This is a genomic window from Nibrella saemangeumensis (assembly GCF_039541915.1).
Lineage (GTDB): Bacteria > Bacteroidota > Bacteroidia > Cytophagales > Spirosomataceae > Nibrella > Nibrella saemangeumensis.
In genome coordinates, this window is the sequence record NZ_BAABHD010000083.1 from 293,864 (window position 1) to 313,243 (window position 19,380).

Genomic DNA, 19,380 nt, shown 5'->3' on the forward strand with positions numbered 1-19,380 from the left:
GGTACTAAAAACAATACGGGCTGGCTCTCTTCCGGCCTTGATCCTTTCCCCTTAACTGATTGACCATGAAGAACAACATGAAACGCCGGGACTTCGTCAAAGGAGCCTCGCTGGCTTTTGCCGGTATCACCATACTACCCCGGCATGTGCTGGGTGGTAAAGGGTTTATCGCTCCGTCCGATAAGCTGAACGTGGCCGCCATCGGTATCGGCGGCATGGGCAAAAGCAACCTGCGGAATCTGGCCCCGACGGAGAACATCGTCGCGCTCTGCGACATCGACGATGCCTATGCCGGACCGGTATTCAACACCTACCCCAATGCCAAGCGGTGGAAAGATTACCGCAAGATGCTGGAGGAGCAGAAAGACATCGAAGGGGTAATCATTGCCACCCCCGACCACCAGCACGCTATCCAGGCCTCTACGGCCATGAAGCTCGGCAAGCACGTGTATGTGCAGAAACCGCTGACGGTATCGGTATGGGAGTCGCGGGAACTGGCGCGTCTGGCCAAAGAGAATCCGAAACTGGTGACGCAGATGGGAAATCAGGGCCACTCCAGCGACGACGCCCGCTCCATCAACGAATGGATTGCCGACGGTGCCATTGGTAAAGTAAAAGAGGTGCACGTCTGGACCAACCGGCCCATCTGGCCGCAGGGCATGCCGGCACCCACGGAAACCATGCCCGTACCCGATACGCTGGATTGGGATAAGTTTATCGGCCCCGCCCAGTACCGGCCGTACCATTCCGCCTATACGCCGTTTAAATGGCGCGGCTGGGTCGATTATGGGGTAGGGGCCCTGGGCGATATGGGCGCTCACCTGATCGACCACCCGTACTGGGCGCTGGGTCTGACGGCTCCTACCAGTGTAGAGGCTTCCTCAACGCCTTTCGGCAAAAATGACTCCAAAGGACCGGCGCAGAGTTATCCGCTGGCCTCCATGGTGACGTATGAATTTGCGACGAACGACAAAAAGAATCCGGTAATTACCATGACCTGGTACGATGGCGGTATTTTGCCGCCCAAGCCGCTGGAACTGGGCGATGAGCCGGTGAATAAAGGGGGAGGGGTATTGTACGTTGGTACGAAAGGCAAGCTGATGCACGAAACCTACGGGGCCAAGCCCCGTCTGCTACCGAAGGAGAAGATGGAAGCGTATAAGAAACCGGCGCAGACAATACCTCGCGTAGGCATGAGCCACGAGCGTAACTGGGCCGAAGCCTGCAAAGGGAATGGAAAGGCCGTTTGTCCGTTTGAGTATGCCGGTCCGCTGAACGAGGCCATGCTGCTCGGGGTAGTGGCGCTTTACAAGCAGGGGACCAAAATCAACTGGGATGCGCAGAACCTGCAGTTTCCCAACGCGCCGGAACTGAACCAATACCTGAAGCGAGAATACCGCCAGGGTTGGGCGATGTAATGATCTGCTTATGCACAAAAGGGCTGCTTTCTACCTGGATGCGGCCCTTTTCGTTATGCCATGTGTCACGCTGTTAAGTAAGAGAGATTTGTTCTGTACTAACTGAAAAATTTTGTATAAGCACCTGATTTTGAAGTTAAAACAGGTAGGTAATTAGAGGCTTTCTTTCGTTAAGGTTAACATAACGTTTGATTATAGAACTGTTCTCGAAATGATACAACTCTGCTAGTTATCGGCTTATTGCACTTTATCGGGGTAAGCCGCCATGTATTTAGCATTATGGTTGATGACATAGGTTTCGGTGAGTACACCTAACCCAACGCCCAGGCTGTAACAAAGCAGATCGCTCCACACGAAGGTAAAGCCCAGGATTAATCCACCTAACAGGGTATTCCGCAGACTATCAATCCAGGGGGCATGGTACAACTGGCTAAGCTCTATGAACGTTGAGAACCCTAAAGCGGCTGCCGCAATGGCCTGCGTTGACCATCGGCGGAAGATAAAAGCGAGGCCAAAAAATACCATTAAGGCCCACAGCCCATCGCCTACATACATCCTGATGAACGCATAGTCGCCGAAGAAACGCCGGGAGGCAAAGCCTGTTGCCAGCACACTGAATGTGAGCCTCCGTAAATAATGCGGCTTCTGGCTAGGGATGGTTTTGGCATGTTGAACCGCTTGCTGATGGAGTTGACCGAACAGAATTACGAGTACCAACTCGCTTACTTTTCTGCCCCTATCCGCACCGCCACCGCTTCTATTTCAATCAAAAAGCCAAAGTGTAGTTCCTTTGTCGGGACTACGGCGCGGGCGGGGCGGTGGTCACCGAAGAAGCCGGCATAGGTAGCATTCACCTGGTCCCAGAGGCTGATGTCGGCGATGTACACTGTGGTTTTCAGCACGTGACTGAGGTCGCTGCCGGCCGCTTCCACAATGGCTTTTACATTTTCCAATACCTGCCGGGTCTGCTCCTCAATCGGGCCGGTCATTTTCTCTTTCGTCACGGGGTTGATAGGTAGTTGGCCGGAGACAAAGATTAGGTCGTTCCAGACGGTCGCCTGGGCATAATGACCGGCGGGCAGGGGCGCGTTTGGCGTTTCAATTTGGTTAATCATAAGGTCGACAGAGAATGAACACAACTACTGATGCTTTATCGGAACGCTCTGGCGAGAAGCCCTCCCGTAATGAAAAGCTGGCCGAGTACCAGGATAGCCAGCATTAGCCTGGGGTTCGATTTTCCGTAGCGTAACCGCCAGAATCCTTCGGTAAAACTGACCACGCCGAAGCAGAAGATAAAGCCAATAAAGAGCGCGGCCCCTAACCCCAGCGAAACGGCAGGTGCATTGGGGTCCCGGTACGTACCCGGAAAAATGGCCGAGAGCGGAAACATGCCCAGACAAAACGCCAGCAGCCCACCCATAAAAACCATCAGAAACAAGCCGGCGCCAATCAGGATCCAGCCGGTAGGCTTAACCAGGTGCTGATTAACGGGGCCCTTCTGGATAAGCGGTATTTTAGGAATCATAGCAGCCAATTTATAAGGACCGTAACTACCCCAAGATAACCTTTTTATATTCTTCTGCCCGCAACTGCCGGGCGGTTTCGGCCGGATTATCTTCTGTAATGTCCAGCCGTTGAACCGTTTCGGCTTTGCGCTGCGCCAGGCCGTGCAGGTAAGCTTTATCATAATACGAGAGCGTGATGTCGGCAACGGTGGCGTAATCGTGTTCGGCGAGGGCGTTCAGCGCCAGTTGGGTATCTTTGCCGCCTAATCGCCGTCGAATGCGTTCGGTGGCTTCAATCAGCAGTTGGTGGTCAATGCCGGTATATTCCAGCACCAGTCGTTGAATACGAATCTCTTTCGGTACATCGATAAAGGCAACCGGCGCGGTCCGCATCTGCTCCCAGAGCGGGAGCGGAATAAAACACGTGCCTACATTACGGCTTTCGTCCTCCAGCCAGATCCGCCGGGTGGGGTCGAGTTGCCGCCATTCAGCAAACAGGGCGTTCTCAAACTGCTCGGAGCTGGGCTGGGGGGCCTGCCCAATGGCACCGTACGACGAGCCTTTGTGGTGAGCCAGTCCTTCCAGATCAATGACCTGTTCGCCCTGCCGGGCCAGCTCTTTCAGCACATCGGTTTTGCCACTGCCCGTTTTTCCTCCCAGAATAATCAACTGGCGCGGTTCGGCAAAGGCTTCCAGCACAGCGTTGCGGTAGGCTTTGTAGCCGCCGATCAGGGTTGCTACGGTCATCCCGGCGGTGTTCAGCAGCCAGGCAAAACTGCCGCTTCGCATCCCGCCCCGCCAGCAGTGCACCAGCACCTCCTGCGCTTTCGGGTTCAGCTTCCGCGACTGCTTAACAAACGACGTCAGCTTGGGACCGATCAAATCCAGACCCAGCATTACGGCGGCATCTTTGCCGGATTTTTTGTAACGGATACCTACCTGTGCCCGCTCCTCATTGTCGAACAGCGGGATGTTAACGGCTCCGGGAATATGGGCATGCTCGTATTCGCCCGGCGACCGTACATCAATGACGGGTAGTTGCCGGGACTTTTCTAGAAATTCTTCGACGGTTAATTGCTGGACCATATGTAGACCGGATTTATAATCCGGTTTTCGCTGCTTTGTATCCCGGAATTGTATTCCGGAGTTACGACAAGCCCGGAATGCGATTCCAGGTACTTAATGACCGGAGTGCAATTCCAGGTTACTCAACTCCCGAAGATACATCTGAATCGTATTCTCCAGGCCAAAATAAAGGGCATCGCTGATCAGGGCGTGCCCGATGGATACCTCCAGCAGGCCGGGAATGTGCTGGGCAAAGTACCGCAGGTTATCCAGGTTGAGGTCGTGACCGGCATTTAGGCCAATGCCTAATTCGTTGGCTACACGGGCCGCCTGCACAAACGAAGCAACAGCGTGTTCGCGGTTGTCGTAGAAGTGAGCGGCATAGGGTTCGGTGTACAGTTCAATGCGGTCGGCGCCGGTCGCTTTGGCCCCTTCGACCATGCGCTCGTCGGCATCCACAAAGATGGATACCCGGATGCCATCACTCTTGAAGGTATCAACCAGCCGGCGCAGGTGATCGGCGTGGTGGAGGGTATTCCAGCCGGCGTTGGAGGTAATGGCATCTGGCGCGTCGGGTACCAGCGTTACCTGATCGGGCTTTACCCGCTTCACGAGTTCGATAAAGCGGTCGTCGGGGTTACCTTCGATGTTGAATTCAGCGGTGACGACTTCTTTCAGGTCCAGGACGTCCTGGTAGCGGATATGCCGTTCGTCGGGGCGGGGGTGAACCGTGATACCCTGCGCACCGAACCGCTCGGCATCCTGGGCTACCCGTACGACATTGGGGGTATTGCCGCCCCGCGCATTGCGCAGGGTGGCTATTTTGTTGATATTAACGCTTAGGCGAGTCATCTGCAAAAGGTTGAATTAACGAATGACTGAGTGACTGAATGGAAGAGGTATCGCTGTTTTTGTAACTTTGCCCAACTTTCATTTGTTCCCGGTCTGTAAAGGTACATCCATTGTTCATTATTCTATTGCATTTCACCCTATGTCACTGAAGCAACAAATCGACGCTGATATTAAGCAGGCCATGCTGGCCAAAGACCAGGACCGGCTGCGGGCCTTGCGGGCCATCAAATCCATGATCCTGCTGGAAGAAACCAAAGAAGGCGCCGGTGATAGCCTTAAGCCGGAAGACGAAACCCGTATTCTAACCAAAGCCGTTAAACAGCGCAAAGACTCCGCCGACATTTACCGCCAGCAGGGCCGCGAAGATCTGTTGAGAACCGAAGAAGCCGAAATAGCCGTCATCGAAAAATACCTGCCCCAGCAGCTCTCCGACGACGAATTAAAAGCCCGGTTACAGGATATCATCGCCCGCGTAGGTGCCACCGGCCCGGCCGACATGGGCAAAGTCATGGGCGTCGCCACCAAAGAACTCGCCGGCCAGGCAGATGGCAAGGCAATTTCGGGTGCGGTGAAGCAACTGCTCAGTTAAATGATTGAGTGATTGAATTGTTGAATGACTGAATAGCAAACGGCCCCCTCATTCAATAATTCAATCATTCAGCAATTCAATTATTCCGTGAAGACCCTCGACATCCTGATCCTCATTCCCCTGATCTGGGGGGCGTATAACGGCTACCGCAAAGGGCTCCTGGTGGAGATCGTGGCGGTGGTGGCGTTTATTGTGGCGATGATCGTCGGGTTTAAGTTTTTGAACTTCGGCATTGACCTGCTGACACCATACATCAGCACCGAAGTGGCCCGGCGGATTCTGCCCTGGCTGGGGTTCTCCGTTATTTTCTTTCCGACCATTTTCTTAATCAACCAGATGGGGTATTCGCTGCGGCAGTCGCTGCGGTATACCCTGCTGGGTACGTTCGACAGCATGGCCGGAGCCTCCGTTGGTATTTTTACGTGGGTGTTCGGAATTAGTGTGCTGTTCTGGTTGTTTAGTACCATAGGGGTCAAGATTCCGGCCCGGCAGACCGACGGAACCTGGATATACCCCCATATTTTACCCATTGCGCCCAAAATTATGGACGTAACGTCGGAGTGGATTCCGGCTGGGGGTAATGCGGTTCGGCGCTGGAAAGCGCAAAAAGACCAGGCCGAAATAGGACAAAAACTGAGTAAGGAAGATTTATAATGACAGAGGCAGCGGTACAGCAGAAAAAAGATATACGGAAACTGACGGCCGACCAGCTGAAGGACTGGATGGTGCAGCATAGCGAGCAGGGATTCCGGGCCAAACAGGTCTACGAGTGGCTCTGGAAGAAATCGGCAAGGTCGTTCGACCAGATGACGAACCTCTCCCTTAAAACCCGGCAGTTGCTGGATGCGCATTTCGACATCCGTCCGCTTGCCGTGGACCAGCAGCAGAAGAGTTCCGACGGTACCATCAAATCATCGTTCCGGCTGTACGACGGCAACCTGGTGGAGGGGGTCCTGATACCTGCCCTGCGTGAGGCAGACCAGGATCGCATGACCGCCTGTGTATCCTCGCAGGTAGGCTGCTCGCTGACCTGTAAGTTCTGCGCCACCGGCTATATGGAGCGCAAGCGGAACCTGGATGCCTCTGAAATTTACGATCAGGTGGTGGAGGTAGACCGTCAGGCGCGGGAAAACTTTGGCGCTCCCCTGACCAATATCGTCTATATGGGTATGGGTGAACCCCTGCTAAACTACCGCAACGTGCTGGATTCGGTAGAGCGGATTACCTCGCCGGACGGCCTGAATATGTCACCCAAGCGGATTACGGTATCTACCGCCGGTATTGCCAAGATGATTAAGCAGTTGGGCGACGATGGCGTAAAATTCAACCTGGCGCTGTCGCTGCACGCGGCCAACGATCAGAAGCGGAACCAGATCATGCCCATCAACGAAAGCAACACGCTGAAGGCGCTGGCGGAAGCTTTGCAATACTTTTACCGGAAAACCGGTACCCGCGTTACGCTGGAATACATTCTATTCTACAACTTCAACGATACGTTACAGGACGCCAAGGAGCTGTGGGAGTTTACCAAACGTGTACCCGCCAAGGTGAACATCATTGAGTACAACCCCATTGCCGAGGCTACTTTTAAGAATACCGACCCGCAGACACTCGATAAATTTGCCGCTTTTCTGGAGAGCAAAGGGGTAATCGTGAATGTTCGTCGCAGCCGGGGTAAGGATATTGACGCAGCCTGTGGCCAATTAGCGGGAAAAGACAAAGCAGCTTAAGAATCGTTATATCACGAAGCCGGCGAATCTCCCGGCCCGGTGCTGTTAATAATTTCTTAACATTGGGCTGATAAGTTTGCCGTACCTTTGCGAAAATTTTAGCCAACAGAGAGTTGGCTTGTGTCTACTGCTCTTCAACATAACATGTTTGGACTCGAAACGGATGTTTTTATCCTTTTGTCTATCAGTCTTTTAGCTGCCTGCGCATTTGAGTTTGTCAATGGCTTCCATGATACCGCCAACGCCGTAGCTACTGTCATATATACCAACTCGCTGAAACCTACCGTGGCCGTAGTCTGGTCTGGCATCTGCAATTTTATCGGGGTGCTATTTGGTGGTATTGGCGTGGCGATGGGCATTGTAAACCTGCTGCCCGTCGAACTGCTGGTCGACCAGAACGTGTACCACAGCATTGCTATGGTGCTGGCGCTGCTGATCAGTGCAATTATCTGGAACCTGGGTACCTGGTATTTTGGGCTGCCCAGTTCCAGTTCGCACACGCTGATCGGATCAATTCTGGGCGTCGGACTGGCGTTTTCCACCATGCCCGAGAGCTCGACTTCGGCGGTTAACTGGGATAAGGCATTTGAAACATTCCAGGCGCTGCTTTTGTCTCCCTTGCTGGGTTTTAGCCTGGTGGTTATCCTGATGTTTCTGATCCGGCGCATGGTGCCGGCCGACGTAAAAGATCAACTTTTTAAAGAGCCGAAAAAGAACGCTCCCCCGCCGACCTGGATTCGCAGCATCCTCATTGGCACCAGTACACTGGTTAGCTTTTTCCACGGCAGTAACGACGGTCAGAAAGGCGTCGGGCTGGTTATGCTCATTTTGATCGGAATCACTCCGGCTTATTTTGCGCTGGATATCGGCAAGGATCCGCTGGCCATGCAGGGAAATCTGGCCCGGATCGAGCAGTCAGTCGGTCGGATTGATACAGTCGGGCTTGGGCAGGTAGACCGGTTGCGCCTTCGGATAACCCGGCAGGAAATTGACGAACTACAGGCCACCCTGACTGATTCACTGGTTAACGGGAGCCTGCCGGCCGAAAAGCGCCTGGATGTCCGGCGGGATTTGCTGCTGATTAACAGCAACCTGAAAAAGCTGATGGACAGCGAGGAGGTGGAATTAAGCAAGAGCGAGCGGGATGCCATCAGCCAGAACCTGGATGAAAAGCAGGGATTACGCCGGTTTACCGACTACGCCCCTACCTGGGTTATTCTGATGATCGCCTTATCGCTGGGTCTGGGTACTATGGTGGGCTGGCGCCGGATTGTGGTAACCGTGGGTGAAAAGATCGGTAAGCAGCACCTGACGTATGCGCAGGGGGCATCGGCCGAGTTGGTAGCGGCCAGCACCATTGGTATTGCGTCGGCGCTGAAACTGCCCGTGAGTACCACCCACGTACTATCATCAGGTATTGCCGGTAGTATGGTGGCCAATAAAGGTATCAAAAACCTGCAGGGTGGTACTGTCCGCAACATTGCAGCCGCCTGGGTACTTACCCTGCCCGTATCGATTTTACTCTCCTTTACGCTGTATATCTTCTTCCGCTGGATTCTTTGATAGTACCCCAGCCCTGAAGGGAGCCTGCTGGCGCATTCTTTGGCTGTCGCCCACTAGAATGGATTATGCGAAGCTATGTATGCGCCAGCAGGCTCCCTTTAGGGCTGGGGTAGAATTCTATTTCCCCGTCTGCGAGGTAAACGTACTCTCAAAAATCTTGTCGGCATTGCCGGTTTCGAAGCCTTCGCGCCGGTGTTCGCGCCGGATCTGGTCGGCGGGCAGATTTTCAAACTCGGGTAAAACACGCCGTTCGGCAAACTCGACGTAAGAGCCAGCAATGCGGTGCGTTTCACCATTGGCAAATTCTGCGTCAATCATCTGAGCCACCGTCGACGCCTGCCGCAGCGCACCGTCCGGACTTACTTTGATGGTGCCGCCGGCGCTATTCAGCTTAAAGCCACGGCTCTCCAGAAAGCTGACAAAATCATCAATGGTGTTGTACCCCGGCTTCAGGTTGTGTACGCTGATGGTAAAATGGTTAAGGTAGTACCGGTTGTAAATAACCCAGGCGGCATATTCACTCTCGTTCAGCAGGCGCTGGTAATCGCTCCGCGTCGGCGTACGCCAGAGGGGCTGGTGCAGAAAGCGGTCAACCCTGGCGGCATCATCCAGGTTCAGCGAATCGGCCGGGTCGCTGGTGACTTCGTTGGTATAGCTGTGGATAATGGTCTGGGCTTCAGGCGATAGCTCATTCACCCGCAGTTCGCTGGCAAAAATGCGTGGGTAGTGGGGCTCCGGCGGACTGTACCAGTAAGCGGTCAGCTTCTTCTCCGTGAAGTTGTATTCGTCGCGTTTCCGGTAGCCGTAATGCAGAAAGATCTTCTCGAACGACCGGATGCCGAGGTTAGGCACCCCCATGGTCCGGAAGGCGATATGGTCGTTTTCGATCTCGTCGGGCGACTGGATGACGCCCTCATCGATCATGGCGTTGATAATGCCGTTTACATCGGGCACGCGTTCGCGATAGCGGCTCATGAGCCCCTCCATGACGCGGTCGAGGGTAGCGAGTTTGCTGGGTGAAGTAGTCATAACCTAAGACGTTGAATATAGGGGCAAATTAGCGGGTTTTCCGCATCGGAACAACCCGGTTGTTCATCTAATAACTTCCTCCGCCATGCCGTTGCCTGGGATACTTCTATCTTTGCTTTTACAATAATTGCGTCTCCATCCGTTTACCGTAGGTATGAAGTCTGGAATTACTCGTTTTATTTTTGTTATCGCGGCTCTGCTGGCCATTAATGTGCTGTCGGGTTTTCTGTTTTTTCGTGTGGATCTGACTGAGGAGAAACGTTACACGCTCTCCGACGCTACGCGCAACCTGCTGACCGACCTGGATAATAATGTACACGTAAGCGTCTACCTCACCGGCGACCTGCCGCCAGGTTTCAAGCGACTGGAGAATGCCGCACGCGAAACCCTGGAGGAGTTTCAGGCGCGGGCGGGCAGCAACCTGACCTACCGGTTTATTGACCCCACCGCAATCGTCAACGAAAAAGAAAAGGTGCAGTTGATTGAGCGGCTGGCCGAGCGGGGCGTAACGCCAACCAACCTCTTTGCCAATGAGGGCGGAAAACGCACCGAAAAGCTGATTTTTCCGGGAGCCCTTGTTTCGTATAAAGGAAAAGAGTCGGCCGTGCTGCTGCTGAAGGGGAACAAAGCGGCCTCGCCGGAAGAACAACTCAATCAGTCGTATGAGGGTGTAGAGTTTCAACTGGCGTCGGCTATCCGGCGTCTGACCCAGACGGAGGGCAACCGGCGTAAAGTAGGGCTGATCTTCGGTAATACGCAGGTACCCCCTTCTCGTTTCTCAGACCTGCTGGCTTCGATTCAGGAGAACTACGACCTGTATTTTGTGGATCTGAGCAAGCCCGGTCCCATTCAGGGAATCGATGCTATTCTGGTACCTAAACCCGAGCAGCCGTTTTCGGAAGACGATAAATTTAAGATCGATCAGTTTGTGGTGAACGGCGGCCGGGCCTTGTTCTTTGTAGAAGGGCAGCGGGTCGATAGCGTGGGGGCGGAGGGTACCTTTGCCCAGCCGCTCAGCCTGAACCTCGACGATCTGTTTTTCCGCTGGGGTGTTCGCGTCAACCAGGATATCATCAAAGACCTGAGCAGCGCCCCCATTCCGCTCAATGTCGGCAACATGGGCGATAAGCCGAATATTCAACTGGTACCGTGGCGGTTTTACCCGATTATCAACAACTTCGGAGCCAGTCCCATTGTGCGTAATCTGGATGCGTTGTACAGCCGGTTTGTGAGCACGCTGGATACCGTACGCGCACCGGGTATTCGCAAAACGCCGTTACTGATGACCTCGCCGTACACTAAAATCCTGAAAGCGCCGGCGGTAGTAGCGTATAACGAAGCCCGCCAGCAACCCGATCCGGCTACGTACGATGGTGGTATACGAATGGTCGGCTGCCTGCTGGAAGGTCGGTTCCGGTCCATCTATGCCAGCCGTATTTTGCCCGGTGACCCCCGAGCGGCTGCGTTCAAAGCGGAAGGAGAGCCGTCGCGGGTGATTGTCTGCTCCGACGGAGATCTGATCGTCAATGATGTCAATTACCGGCAGAACGTACCCTATCCGCTGGGGTACGACCGCTTTACCCGGAATACCTTCGCCAACAAAGACTTCGCGCTGAACGCCATCGACTACCTGGTCGACCCGGAAGGCGTTATCTCAGCCCGCGCCCGGCAGGTGACTATCCGGCCGCTGGACAAAATCCGGCTGAACACTGAGCGGCTACAATGGCAATTGCTGAATCTGCTGGGGCCAGTGGCGCTGGTGGGGCTGGTGGGGCTGGTCTGGCAGACGGTAAGGCGGAGGAGGTATGGCAGGGGATAGGGTATGGGTATCGTGAGGGGTAGATTACCTGACCTGAACGCAAAAAGAACAAGTTTCCAGGGTTTTTGGTAAAATCTTTCTTATCATTGTTCTATTTTGCTTTCAATCTTTTCGCCTGGCCGATGAAAACAGCACTCTACATTTGGGCTTGCTTTCAATGTTTATTTTTTGGCACAACGGTATTTGCACTCCGGCCAAGCCGGACCAATGCGTTGCTGGCAGCCTTCTATATTTTAGCGGCTATTCTTACTGGCGTTCAATATTTGCTCCGTTTTCAAGGCTTCTTGTATACCAACGGCGAACTCTGTTTTGTATCCGATGCGATTAATCTGAGCTTTGGACCCGTTGTGTACCTGTATCTGCGGCAGGCACTTACCAAACAGCTGTCATTCCGTGCCGGGCTCCATTTATTGCCCCCTGTGTTATTTATGGTCGTTTACTGGTATCTGATGGCTACCGAATGGCAGCCCTTTGACTATAGAAAATACATTGGCCAACCGTTTCACCGGACGGTGCTGGGCGTTATCGCCCTTTCCTTTACGTTTTATGCCTACCGGTATAACTGGCTACTCACTAAATTTCAGCAGGGGCAACCGGCCTATCGACGGGAGGTATTGAGCTGGTTGTATATCTTTTTAGCGTTTTTTCTCCTGAAAGCCCTGGTCGCCTACCTGGTGTTTGCCCGCCAGTGGCTTCCAGTAGCGTATAAACCGAACAGCATCCAGGTATTAGAAATCATCTTTGTTCTGATCGATGCCATCATTATTCTGACGTCGGGCGTTCTGGTGCTTCGCCAAAACGACATATTGAATCTGGAGAAAGTAGAGCTGTTCATTCAGACGATCATGCCCGGTCGGAAAAAAACGACCGTTGTTACAGAACCTATGACGCACATAGCGGCTTTACAGCGGCTGATGACTGAGAAAAAATTGTTTACCCAGCCCGACCTCAACGAGAAAGTGCTGGCCTCTACCCTGGACATTCCGTCTTACCAGCTTTCAATACTGCTCAACGAACATATCGGTAAAAGCTTTAGTGAGTTTATTAACGAATACCGCATCGAAGAGGCCAAACGGCAGTTGCTTGACCCCAGGACTGCCGCCAATACGATGTTTGCCATAGCCGTCGATTGCGGGTACAACTCGGAATCTGTATTCTATACAAACTTTAAGAAATACACCGGTACTACGCCCAAGAAGTTTCAGGCCAGCCAATTGCAACAGTCAGCTAACCCAGAATAAGCAGGTCAGAGGTACGTGGCTGACCGCCTTTCCTGTTTTTCTTCTTCGTTTTTTCAAAAAATAACTTCGATTTAGCAAATCAGAAGCCTATTTGATTGCCTTCGAGCGATGATTGTGCCATAAATCCTTAAGCGCAAACCTCGCATGAAAAAACATCTATGGCTTTGCCTGATCTGCATGTGCTATGCATTGAGTTACGGCCAGCAAAACCGGCTTACGGGCCGGATCACCTCCGCCGACGATGGGCAGCCCTTGCCCGGTGTCAGTATTGTGGTGAAAGGGTCAACGATGGGCACCACTACCGACGCTAACGGAGCCTTTAGCCTGTCGGCACCTACCGATGCCCGGCTGGTTGTCTCGATGGTGGGCTATGCCAGTCAGGAGATAGCGGTGGGCAACCGGTCCCGGATTGACCTGGTTCTCTCCCCTGACCAGCGGCAACTTGATGAAGTCGTGGTGGTCGGCTTTGGTACACAGACCCGGCGCGATCTGACCGGCTCGGTTTCCTCCATCAAACCCGAACAAATCAGTCAAATTCCAACCGCCAACTTCCAGTCGGCTTTGCAGGGGTTAGCCCCGGGGCTCAACATCGTTAGCGCGAGTGGGGCTGCGGGCGCACCACCCCGGGTTCGTATTCGGGGTAGCGGGTCCATTTACTCCAATGGCGAACCCCTGTACATCATCGACGGCGTTCCGGTTGATTCGGATAACTCCGGGTTGTTTGGCCAGACATCGCGGGGCGGAGCCCCTTCCAACCCGATGGCAAACATTGACCCCAATGATATTGAGAGCCTGGAAGTGCTGAAAGATGCCGCAGCCAGTGCCATTTACGGAGCACGGGCGGCCAACGGCGTCATAATCATTACGACGAAGAAAGGCCGGGCCGGCAAAACGAAATTCAATGCGGGCCTGCAGCTGGGTACCTCGTCGCCGACAAATCGCCTGGCTTATGCAGACGGTACCACCTATATCCAATTGCGGGATGAGGCCATCCGCAATGCCGTAGGGAGCGGGCTGATCTTTAACGGTTTGCCGGGTGGGGTAGCCACGCAATGGCAAAACGGGGGTTATGACCAATGGTTTAACAATCAGGTGCCGGCCGTAACGTTTAACCGTACCATTGCCGAGCAGGTAGCAGCCCAAAATATCAATCATTTCGACGACGTTTTCCGCGTCGGCAGCAACCGCCAGTTTACTATTTCGGCCCAGGGCGGTACCGAAAAGACACAGTTCTTCACCAGCGTCGGTCTTTACGATGAGCAGGGTATCATCCAGCGAAACGATTTCCGGCGCCTGAACGGGCGGGTGAACATCGACCACCAGGCCACGTCGCGGTTAAAAATTGGGGTACAGCTCAACGCATCCTACACCAACAACGGCATGTTTCCGATGGGAGCCCCTTCTACCTTTGCCGGCGGCTTCGTACCGGGCGGCTTCTTCACGGCCTCCACCGCTCTATTGCCTATTTTTCCGCGTCTGAACAACGACGGTACGTACTTTGCGCCGGCCCAGAATCTGAGTATGCTGGCTTATCGGGACAGAAGCCTGTTTTTCAACACAACGGAGAACCAGCGCTACCTGACTAATTTTTACGCAGACTATGAGCTGGCCAAAGGTCTTAGCTGGCGCAGTGAGGTTGGCAACGATTTTATTTATCAGCAGGTACGCTACTACCAGAACCCGCAGCTAACCGCCGGCGGACTACAGCAGGGCCTGCGGGGTATCAACGATTTTCGCACCCGGTCGACCAACAATTTTAACTCGAACCACTACCTTACCTTTAACCGGACGCTGGCTAAGGCCCATGCCCTGAATGCCACGCTGGGGTTGCAGTATAACTACAACAATACCCAGTCCTCGTATATACAGTCGAACAATATTCCGTCTGCCCCTTCGCTGAATACCACGCAGGTAGCCGGCCTGGCTACGTCGCAGAATCGTCTGGACGAGTTTGCCTTCCTGTCTTATTTCGCCAGGGTTAACTACAAGTTTCAGGACCGGTACCTGCTGAGCGTTTCGTACCGGGCCGACGGGTCGAGCCGGTTCGGGGCCAATAACCGGTACGCTTTTTTCCCGTCGGTATCGGGTGCCTGGGTGATGAGCGAAGAGCCGTTTCTGAAGGGGAACAGTACCCTGACGTTTCTTAAACTACGGGCAAGCTGGGGGCTGAGCGGGAACTCCAATCCGGGCAGTATTGAACCCATCTCCTACGGCGGTTTTGGCATCGGGGCTGCTTTTTACGGCGATCACATCGGCTTTCCTTACCGGCGCGTCCCCGAACTGGCTAACCAGATTCGGTGGGAGCAGTCGGCGCTGACCGATGTGGCCATCGACTTTGGCTTTTTGAATGACCGCATCAACGGCACCCTGAACTATTACACCCGCAACACAACGGACCTGATTCTGGGCGTTACCCCGGCCCCGGCGGCCGGAATCATCGGGGGACGTAACTTTTTAAACATTGGGGCGCTGCGAAACAGCGGCTTTGAGGCTAACCTGGCGGCTAAAATCCTGACCGGAAAGCTGCGCTGGCAGGTTGACGTAAATGCCGCCTATAACCGGAACGGAATCACTGACCTGGGCGGGCTGCCTCCTACGGCGGTTGCCTTTAACCCCAACCGGGTATTTGTCGGGATGCCACTGGCAACGTATTTCTTACCGCAGCAGATAGGTGTTGACCCGCAGACCGGTTACGAAATCTTTGCGGACCTCAAACGCAACGGCGACGGTACGCCCCTGCTGGATGCCAACGGTTATCCTGAACATGACCTGGCGAAGCCCATCACGGTTGACTTCCTGGGCCGTATTGCCGGCACAACAACGAACGTCAACTGGGAAAGTATTTCGGCACCTATTCGCAACAAACCCGGTCAGCCCTTCTGGACAGGCAGTGTGGGCAGCACGATTGGTTACAAAGGATTGTCACTGAATGCGCTGTTTACCTACAGCCTCGGCGGGTGGATTTATGATGCCGGTGCCCGCGATCAGGCGTATATGCTGCAGGCCAACCGCAACATCCGGGCCCAGTTTGTCGAAGACCGCTGGCAGAAGCCGGGCGACGTGGCTACGAATCCCGGTCTGTACTTCAACCCGGTGTATGCTGGGCAAAACAGCACCCGCTTTTTATACAACGGCGACTTCTGGCGACTGAGAAACCTGAGACTGGGGTATGACCTGCCCAGGGCGCTGGTCCAAAAGCTTCGGGTAGACCGGCTTAATGTGTTCGTGAACGGCACCAATCTGCTCACCTTCACCAAATTCCCTGGCTGGGACCCGGAGGTTGCCGGCCAGCTGGCTTATCAGGATTTCAACTTCCAGGGGCAGAACCTCGGTCCCCTCCAGGTCAATAGTGACCCTCCTCAGGCCCGCACCTGGCTTATTGGTATCAACATCGGCTTCTAACCCTTTTCCATCGGTACATATATGAAAAAATTTATTGTACTCGCGCTGCTGGCCGTGGCAACCATCTTCAACGGCTGTAAGGACTTAGACCTGCCGCCAACCTCCGAACTCGCCTTCGATCTGGCCAACCAGAGTACCAGCAATCTGGAGGGTATTCTGAACGGGGGCTACGGCCGCCTGATTCAGATCGGGGCGGCTAATGCAGCCAACTCATCCTACTTTGACCAGATTCTGTACGCGGAAGCCATGAGTGGCCGGAATACGGTTATCTCGTCGGCTGCGGGAGCCGGCCAGAATACCTTCCAGTTCCATAATTTCCTGATGCAGCCCAACAACAACCAGTTGTCTAACCTGTCGCGCAACCTGTACAGCATCGCGGCTATGGCCAATACGGTGCTTGAGCTGGCCACGCAAACTCCCCCGGCGGATGCCGACTTTGCCGGGCAGAAAGACCGGCTGATGGGTGAATCGTTTTTTATGCGGGGTACCGTGTTTTTTCTGACGACCCGCTTGTGGGCTCATCAGTTTGGTCATAACAGCACGGCTCCGGGTGGGGGCATTATGATACCGCTTGAGCGCTCCAAAGACGGCACGGTAGGCGTCTCCCGCGCTACCGTTGCCCAGAACTACGAACAGATTATCAAAGATCTCAGCGAAGCCGTTCGATTGCTGCCGGTAGCCTACGACCCGGTCGTTCATGGCAACTACCCCGCGTATCGCTTCCGGGCTACCAAAGCGGCTGCGCTGGCAATGCTGTCGCGGGTATACTTCCAGCAGGGCACCCGCGACAGCTATCAATTAGCGCTGGCGACCATCAACCGGGTGATTGGGTCTACGCCCGGAGCCATTACCGCTACGCCCGAAACCGGTAACCGGGTGTATACCTTACAGGCGGATGTAAAAGTGCCGTTCAGCAGCACCGGCTTTGTCACCCCGGCTAATAATACGGAGGAAATATTGAGGCTGGTGAATAACACCACCCCTACCCAGGGATACACGGCCGCTTCGCTGAGCCTGTCAAACGAGTCGGGAGGCAACCCGGCCAATACGGGGGCCACGCGCTGGTTTTTGAGACGGCCCACCCCCAACCCACCCCTGGCTTCGGCTGTCACGGCCAGCCCTTTATTCGACGATGTGGTGAACGACCGGCGGTTTACCGAATTGACTCAGAACATTTCGCTGGTCGCTTCTATCGGGAACCAGCGGGTATCGCGCAAGTGGGGCCAACTGACGGGCTCGGCGGTAGGGCAGCTTAACTCCCCCATGCTCCGGTCGGCGGAACTGGTTATGACGCGGGCCGAAATTAATGCGGTGCAGGGTAACCTCGATGCGGCCTTAGCCGACTACAACCTCATTCGGCGTCGCGCCATTACGGGCTATACCAACCGCACGCTGTCGGGTATCGGCACCGGAACAGCCGCCGACCTGCTGGCCGAAATTGTGCGCGAGCGGCAGCGTGAAATGCTGTTTGAGGGCGACGACTTCTGGGCCTGGAAACGCATGGGGGCGTTTAATGCGCAGAATGCAGGTACGTACCCGGCGGCCGAAGTGGCTCCCCTGGTGCGGAGTGGGGTTACGCTCAACTGGAACAGCAACCGCACCCTGCTCAAATGGCACGTAGACGACCTGACGCTTAATCCGCAACTCGGCACTACGGCCCAAAATCCTGATTAATTATCGGTTGGTATGAAGCAAGTAGACCTCCACGTTGAGGTCTGCTTCTTTGTTCCCTCATTCTTTAATCCTTACCGTATGGTTACAGAAACATTGACAGACCAACTCGACGCTATTGACGAATACGAGCGCGAGCCGGTGCCCCAGGAAAAAACAAAAGATTTCCGAAGTTTTGTGAGTATGATGGCTGGCGAACACATAGCCGGTACTGAGTTTGTGATCGGGCCGCTGTTTGTGCTGCACGGGGTATCGGCGGCTAATCTGTTCGTCGGATTGTTGCTGGGCAACCTGCTGGCTACGTTAAGCTGGACCCTCATTTGTGCTCCGGTGGCCGTGAAAACCCGCCTGACCATCTACTACCAGCTGGAGAAAATCTGCGGCTACCGGCTGGTGGCCATCTACAACGCCATCAACGGGCTGCAGTCGTGCGTACTGGCGGCTAGTATGGTGGCCGTTTCGGCCACGGCGGTGGGGCTGGCTTTCGGCCTCAGTATGCCCGGCCTGACTGACCTTTACCCCAGCAGTCTCGCCTGGGTGGTGGCGGTATTGGGCATTGGGGCCGTTATTACGCTGGTGTCGATTTATGGTTACGACCGGGTAGCGGCTTTTTCGGCGGTCTGCGCCCCCTGGCTGCCGCTGGTTTTTGTGGCGGCAGCGGTGGCCGTGCTGCCGCAGTTAGGCGTTCGGCAGTGGAGCGATTTCTGGACGGTTGCCCAAACCAAGATCTGGACGGGCATACCGGCCGCCGGACAAACGCCCTATACACTATGGCATGTCTTGTTTTTTGCATGGCTGTGCAACACGGCCATGCACATTGGCCTGTCGGATATGTCTATCTACCGCTACGCCAAACGGCCAACCTACGGATTGGCCTCGGCGGTGGGGATGTTCGTGGGGCACGGCATGGCTTGGGTGGCCTCCGGTATCCTGTGTGCGCTGGCCCTGCAGAACGGCAATACCAACCCTTCGCCGGGCCGGATTGCTTTTGACAGTGCAGGCCTGGCCGGAGCCGCCTGCGTGGTCATTGCAGGCTGGACCACCGCTAACCCGACTATCTACCGGGCTGGTCTGGCGCTGAAAGGACTGATGCCGGACGTAAAACGCTGGAAGATTACCCTCGTTGTCGGGATGCTCGCTTCCGTATTGGCCATTTTTCCGGGCGTAGTGTCCCGGCTCGATCAGGTGCTGGCTTTTTACGCGCTGGTGGCCGCGCCGGTGGGTGCCGTCATCGTCATGGACGTGTACGTATTTACCCGCATCGGGCTGATAACCAATTATGCCGAACGGGCTGGTAAACGCTTCAACTGGGCGGTGGCCCTGACGTGGCTGTTATCGATGCTGCTGAGTTACGCCCTGTACGTGTATACCCAATCCGATTTTTTCTTTTTCATGGCTATTCCCGGCTGGTTCATCGGAGCCGCACTATATGTGGTGCTGAGCCGGGCCCTTCAGCGTTTACCCAAAGAAGAGCTTGTAATGGCCCAGCCCTAACA

The 19,380-nt window shown here is 54.6% G+C and carries 16 protein-coding genes; 10 read left to right on the forward strand and 6 right to left on the reverse strand.

The annotated features are described in order from the left end of the window. The first annotated feature begins 65 nt into the window (after positions 1–65). Complete coding sequence (locus ABD949_RS27535; RefSeq protein WP_345249173.1) at positions 66–1,418, forward strand: Gfo/Idh/MocA family protein; 1,353 nt, start codon at positions 66–68, stop codon at positions 1,416–1,418. 237 nt (positions 1,419–1,655) lie between these two features. Here the strand turns inward: ABD949_RS27535 and ABD949_RS27540 are convergent, their stop codons facing one another. The 5 genes from ABD949_RS27540 to ABD949_RS27560 form a co-directional block, all read right to left on the reverse strand. After that, positions 1,656–2,135, reverse strand: coding sequence for a ribosomal maturation YjgA family protein (locus ABD949_RS27540; protein WP_345249175.1), 480 nt, complete (start codon positions 2,133–2,135; stop codon positions 1,656–1,658). Between the two features lie 5 nt (positions 2,136–2,140). Next, positions 2,141–2,533: a RidA family protein gene (locus ABD949_RS27545; RefSeq protein ID WP_345249177.1), complete on the reverse strand. Its 393-nt coding sequence runs from the start codon at positions 2,531–2,533 to the stop codon at positions 2,141–2,143. A 35-nt stretch (positions 2,534–2,568) separates the two neighbouring features. Next, positions 2,569–2,943, reverse strand: a complete 375-nt coding sequence (locus tag ABD949_RS27550) for a hypothetical protein (protein WP_345249179.1) — start codon at positions 2,941–2,943, stop codon at positions 2,569–2,571. A 25-nt stretch (positions 2,944–2,968) separates the two neighbouring features. Further along, positions 2,969–4,009 carry a tRNA 2-selenouridine(34) synthase MnmH gene (mnmH, locus tag ABD949_RS27555; RefSeq protein WP_345249181.1) on the reverse strand — a complete coding sequence of 347 codons (1,041 nt, stop codon included), beginning with the start codon at positions 4,007–4,009 and terminating at the stop codon, positions 2,969–2,971. A gap of 93 nt (positions 4,010–4,102) precedes the next feature. Next, positions 4,103–4,840 carry a pyridoxine 5'-phosphate synthase gene (locus ABD949_RS27560; RefSeq protein ID WP_345249183.1) on the reverse strand — a complete coding sequence of 246 codons (738 nt, stop codon included), beginning with the start codon at positions 4,838–4,840 and terminating at the stop codon, positions 4,103–4,105. Positions 4,841–4,979: 139 nt separating this feature from the next. Between ABD949_RS27560 and ABD949_RS27565 the strand changes: the two genes are divergently transcribed. The 4 genes from ABD949_RS27565 (at position 4,980) to ABD949_RS27580 (ending at position 8,722) form a co-directional block, all read left to right on the forward strand. Then, positions 4,980–5,429, forward strand: coding sequence for a GatB/YqeY domain-containing protein (locus ABD949_RS27565; RefSeq protein WP_345249185.1), 450 nt, complete (start codon positions 4,980–4,982; stop codon positions 5,427–5,429). Between the two features lie 87 nt (positions 5,430–5,516). Further along, positions 5,517–6,083, forward strand: coding sequence for a CvpA family protein (locus ABD949_RS27570; protein ID WP_345249187.1), 567 nt, complete (start codon positions 5,517–5,519; stop codon positions 6,081–6,083). Continuing rightward, positions 6,083–7,159 carry a dual-specificity RNA methyltransferase RlmN gene (gene rlmN, locus ABD949_RS27575; RefSeq protein WP_345249189.1) on the forward strand — a complete coding sequence of 359 codons (1,077 nt, stop codon included), beginning with the start codon at positions 6,083–6,085 and terminating at the stop codon, positions 7,157–7,159. The genes ABD949_RS27570 and rlmN overlap by 1 nt, the downstream gene beginning before the upstream one ends. Before the next feature lie 144 nt (positions 7,160–7,303). Further along, the gene (locus tag ABD949_RS27580) at positions 7,304–8,722 is read left to right on the forward strand and encodes an inorganic phosphate transporter (RefSeq protein WP_345249191.1); all 1,419 of its coding nucleotides are present in this window, start codon (positions 7,304–7,306) and stop codon (positions 8,720–8,722) included. A 117-nt stretch (positions 8,723–8,839) separates the two neighbouring features. Here the strand turns inward: ABD949_RS27580 and ABD949_RS27585 are convergent, their stop codons facing one another. Continuing rightward, positions 8,840–9,751, reverse strand: a complete 912-nt coding sequence (locus ABD949_RS27585) for a DUF1338 domain-containing protein (protein WP_345249193.1) — start codon at positions 9,749–9,751, stop codon at positions 8,840–8,842. Between the two features lie 154 nt (positions 9,752–9,905). Between ABD949_RS27585 and gldG the strand changes: the two genes are divergently transcribed. The 5 genes from gldG to ABD949_RS27610 all read left to right on the forward strand — a co-directional run bounded on the left by gldG (position 9,906) and on the right by ABD949_RS27610 (position 19,378). Continuing rightward, complete coding sequence (gene gldG / locus ABD949_RS27590; protein ID WP_345249195.1) at positions 9,906–11,570, forward strand: gliding motility-associated ABC transporter substrate-binding protein GldG; 1,665 nt, start codon at positions 9,906–9,908, stop codon at positions 11,568–11,570. Positions 11,571–11,833: 263 nt separating this feature from the next. Then, a complete protein-coding gene (locus ABD949_RS27595) occupies positions 11,834–12,811 on the forward strand; it encodes a helix-turn-helix domain-containing protein (protein WP_345249197.1) in 978 nt (325 codons plus the stop codon). A gap of 144 nt (positions 12,812–12,955) precedes the next feature. Continuing rightward, positions 12,956–16,213: a SusC/RagA family TonB-linked outer membrane protein gene (locus ABD949_RS27600; RefSeq protein WP_345249198.1), complete on the forward strand. Its 3,258-nt coding sequence runs from the start codon at positions 12,956–12,958 to the stop codon at positions 16,211–16,213. A 21-nt stretch (positions 16,214–16,234) separates the two neighbouring features. Beyond that, a complete protein-coding gene (locus tag ABD949_RS27605; RefSeq protein WP_345249200.1) occupies positions 16,235–17,887 on the forward strand; it encodes a RagB/SusD family nutrient uptake outer membrane protein in 1,653 nt (550 codons plus the stop codon). A 78-nt stretch (positions 17,888–17,965) separates the two neighbouring features. Then, complete coding sequence (locus tag ABD949_RS27610) at positions 17,966–19,378, forward strand: purine-cytosine permease family protein (protein ID WP_345249202.1); 1,413 nt, start codon at positions 17,966–17,968, stop codon at positions 19,376–19,378. Positions 19,379–19,380: the final 2 nt, after the last annotated feature.

Excerpts from the sequence above, each read along its gene's own strand:
- ABD949_RS27535 (WP_345249173.1), top strand. The coding sequence starts at position 66 with ATGAAGAACAACATGAAACGCCGGGACTTCGTCAAAGGAGCCTCGCTG.
- ABD949_RS27545 (WP_345249177.1), bottom strand. The coding sequence starts at position 2,533 with ATGATTAACCAAATTGAAACGCCAAACGCGCCCCTGCCCGCCGGTCAT.
- ABD949_RS27550 (WP_345249179.1), bottom strand. The coding sequence starts at position 2,943 with ATGATTCCTAAAATACCGCTTATCCAGAAGGGCCCCGTTAATCAGCAC.
- mnmH (WP_345249181.1), bottom strand. The coding sequence starts at position 4,009 with ATGGTCCAGCAATTAACCGTCGAAGAATTTCTAGAAAAGTCCCGGCAA.
- ABD949_RS27560 (WP_345249183.1), bottom strand. The coding sequence starts at position 4,840 with ATGACTCGCCTAAGCGTTAATATCAACAAAATAGCCACCCTGCGCAAT.
- ABD949_RS27565 (WP_345249185.1), top strand. The coding sequence starts at position 4,980 with ATGTCACTGAAGCAACAAATCGACGCTGATATTAAGCAGGCCATGCTG.
- rlmN (WP_345249189.1), top strand. The coding sequence starts at position 6,083 with ATGACAGAGGCAGCGGTACAGCAGAAAAAAGATATACGGAAACTGACG.
- ABD949_RS27580 (WP_345249191.1), top strand. The coding sequence starts at position 7,304 with ATGTTTGGACTCGAAACGGATGTTTTTATCCTTTTGTCTATCAGTCTT.
- ABD949_RS27585 (WP_345249193.1), bottom strand. The coding sequence starts at position 9,751 with ATGACTACTTCACCCAGCAAACTCGCTACCCTCGACCGCGTCATGGAG.
- gldG (WP_345249195.1), top strand. The coding sequence starts at position 9,906 with ATGAAGTCTGGAATTACTCGTTTTATTTTTGTTATCGCGGCTCTGCTG.
- ABD949_RS27600 (WP_345249198.1), top strand. The coding sequence starts at position 12,956 with ATGAAAAAACATCTATGGCTTTGCCTGATCTGCATGTGCTATGCATTG.
- ABD949_RS27605 (WP_345249200.1), top strand. The coding sequence starts at position 16,235 with ATGAAAAAATTTATTGTACTCGCGCTGCTGGCCGTGGCAACCATCTTC.
- ABD949_RS27610 (WP_345249202.1), top strand. The coding sequence starts at position 17,966 with ATGGTTACAGAAACATTGACAGACCAACTCGACGCTATTGACGAATAC.